We start from the raw sequence: 2,607 nt of genomic DNA, 5'->3' as shown, positions 1-2,607 counted from the left end.
ATACATTAAGTAATCCTTACCTTTTAATCTGCAGATTGGCGAAAGCAAATACAATAGCTTCAGTTTCATGATAAGGGGACTGGCGGAGGGTGTCAAGTAAGTTTTTTCGTTTCTATTGAATGACAGTTGTGACCTATGCAAGAAGTCTGTTGTAGTTTGTACGATATCTTTATAAAATGGTTCGCATAAGTTATCTAGCAGTGCAACTAAACAAATACAAAAATCAAAACGTTGCGGTTTTTGGTCTTGGTAAAACTGGTTTATCCGCCATTAACGCTCTAACAAAGAGTGGTGCAAGAATATATGCATGGGATGATCATGAAGAGCAAATAGCAAATGCAAAAATGATGTATAAAAAATGTAATTTTATTCATCCCAAGGAATACAATTGGCATGAGATCAGTGCATTGGTTTTAAGCCCTGGAGTGCCAACAGAGCCACATTGGATAGTAAAACTTGCAAGGAGATTTGATTGCAAAATAAAATCAGACATTGAGCTATTTCTTGAAGCTAAAACTACGAACCAGAAGGTAATAGGCGTCACAGGAACAAATGGTAAATCAACCACTACATCACTAATAGGGCACATATTAAAATCTGCAGGGAAAAAAGTAGCTATTGGTGGAAATTTAGGCGTTCCTGTTTTGGATCTAGAAAGAGATGCAGAAATTTATGTAATCGAACTCTCCTCTTTTCAATTGGAGTTGATGAATGAAATTAACGTGGACATTTCAGCACTGCTCAATATTACACCAGATCACATAGATAGGCATGGAAGTATGGAGAACTACATAGCAACTAAATTAAAACTGATAAACGGTAGTGAGGTTGCCGTAATAGGATGTGACAATGAGATTACTGCTGATATATTCAACAAATTCACTGGAGACAAAATTCCAATCTCAGTAACATATTCCCCGATGTCATTCCAGCGCGTGACGCTGGAATCCAGAAAAGAAAAACCATTGCCAACTACTCAGATGACAGAGGGTGGTGCAAGAGATCTAATATCATTGGCAGGTAACAATTTGCTTGATTATAGTGAACAGATTACTGGTATAGATCGAAATTATCTGGATCCCAGTGTCAGCTACTTGGATGACAAAAGGGGCACTGGGATCCAGAAGATCTCGTTAAAATTAGAGAATCATAGCTTATCAGTAAGCGACGTGAAAATAAACCTAATATCCAACGCAGAAAACATAGCAGCCACATATGCCGTATGTAAGGTACTTGGAGTAGATAGCAACACTATTATCAATGGAATCAAGTCCTTTTCAGGACTGAGGCATAGGAATGAACTGCTTGGCAAAATAAGAAATGTGTTTTTCGTGAACGATAGCAAAGCAACTAATGCAAAATCGAGCGAAAAGGCGATCTTATCTTATGAAAACATAAATTGGATCGTTGGTGGAAGAAGCAAAAAAGGTGGAATAGAATCATTAAGCAAGCATTTTACAAGGGTAAGAAAAGCTTTTCTTATTGGAGAATCAACCGAAGCTTTTGCAAATGTTATGGAGAATAAAGTAGATTATGTTAAATGTTGCAATCTAGAAGATGCATTCAGATTGGCTTTTGAAGAGGCCTTAAATAGCGCAGAAGAAGTAACAATATTACTTTCTCCCGCGTGTGCTTCTTTTGATCAATGGAAAAATTTCGAGGAACGTGGTGAAGCATTTTGTAGAATGTTTGAAAATCTCAGGTACAATCACACATGCTGTTTAGTATGATGTTGCGTGGAACAAAAGTTAATAATAGATAAGCTAATTAGGGTTATTCCATTTGAAGGGATAAGCGATGAAACCCTATTAAAGGTGTGCACTGACCTTAATCTAGCTAATAGCTTTTGCAAATTTCAGAATGGAATATATAGCGCTTTGGAGCACATAGCAGAGGACTTAAATAGCTCAATGGATGCTGAACTAAGGAATTCTAATTTAGAAGATATGAAAGTGCGAGAGCGAGTAAAGTTAGCCATTCAAATACACCTTTCAAACTATGCTAAGCTACCGAATTATAGAGAACTTTTAAAAAATGTTTTATCATTCTCCGTATCACCAAAAAATACATATTTTTCTAGTAAACTTTTATACAGAACTATTAGTGCGATTTGGTATGGCATTCATGACCAATCAACAGATTTTAACTACTATACAAAAAGAGCAATATTAGCTGGAGTGTACTTAAGTACGATACTTTTTTTTATCAATGATTATTCAGAAGATTTTGCGGATACTTTATCGTTTCTTGATAACCGTATCAACAATGTCATGACATTTCAAAAATTCAAAACTCGCTTAAAAGGAATCATAGGAAATTTCTTATAAGCTATTGATTGTTGGTAGAAAAGTACTTGAGCACGATCCTGAAAAGGTTTGTGAAAATAAAAATATTCATGCTGATCATAAAGAACATGAAGATAACGGTAGTATAAAAAAGTATGAAGAAAAAGAAAATAAATTTATTGAAGAAGCACGTGAATATTTGTTGAAACGTGGATTTAATAGCAATTTTAAGCTAAAAGGCTACTATGAAAGTAGTATAGCATTTCTCATAATAGTCCGAACAGGTCATAGGAAGGCAGAATCAACAGCACGACGAAAGGAT

2 protein-coding genes and 1 pseudogene are annotated in these 2,607 nt (G+C 35.4%); all 3 read left to right on the top strand.

The window, feature by feature from the left end; translation table 11 throughout:
* The first annotated feature begins 176 nt into the window (after positions 1 to 176).
* Positions 177 to 1,730 (top strand): Mur ligase family protein, encoded by a 1,554-nt coding sequence (locus tag ACIPNH_RS05125; protein WP_264723973.1) that lies wholly within the window; start codon positions 177 to 179, stop codon positions 1,728 to 1,730.
* A 6-nt stretch (positions 1,731 to 1,736) separates the two neighbouring features.
* On the top strand, positions 1,737 to 2,327 hold the full coding sequence (locus ACIPNH_RS05120; RefSeq protein ID WP_400772077.1) for a COQ9 family protein: 591 nt from the start codon (positions 1,737 to 1,739) through the stop codon (positions 2,325 to 2,327).
* Positions 2,328 to 2,349: 22 nt separating this feature from the next.
* Positions 2,350 to 2,607 (top strand): annotated as a pseudogene (locus ACIPNH_RS05115) (hypothetical protein); the annotation flags it as partial.

Origin of the sequence: Wolbachia endosymbiont of Drosophila barbarae, assembly GCF_044752445.1 — a bacterium.
Taxonomy (GTDB): Bacteria; Pseudomonadota; Alphaproteobacteria; order Rickettsiales; family Anaplasmataceae; genus Wolbachia; species Wolbachia pipientis.
This window is presented reverse-complemented; position numbering and strand designations above follow the sequence as displayed.

Coding starts and splice junctions, on each gene's coding strand:
- ACIPNH_RS05125 (WP_264723973.1), top strand. CDS start 177: ATGGTTCGCATAAGTTATCTAGCAGTGCAACTAAACAAATACAAAAAT.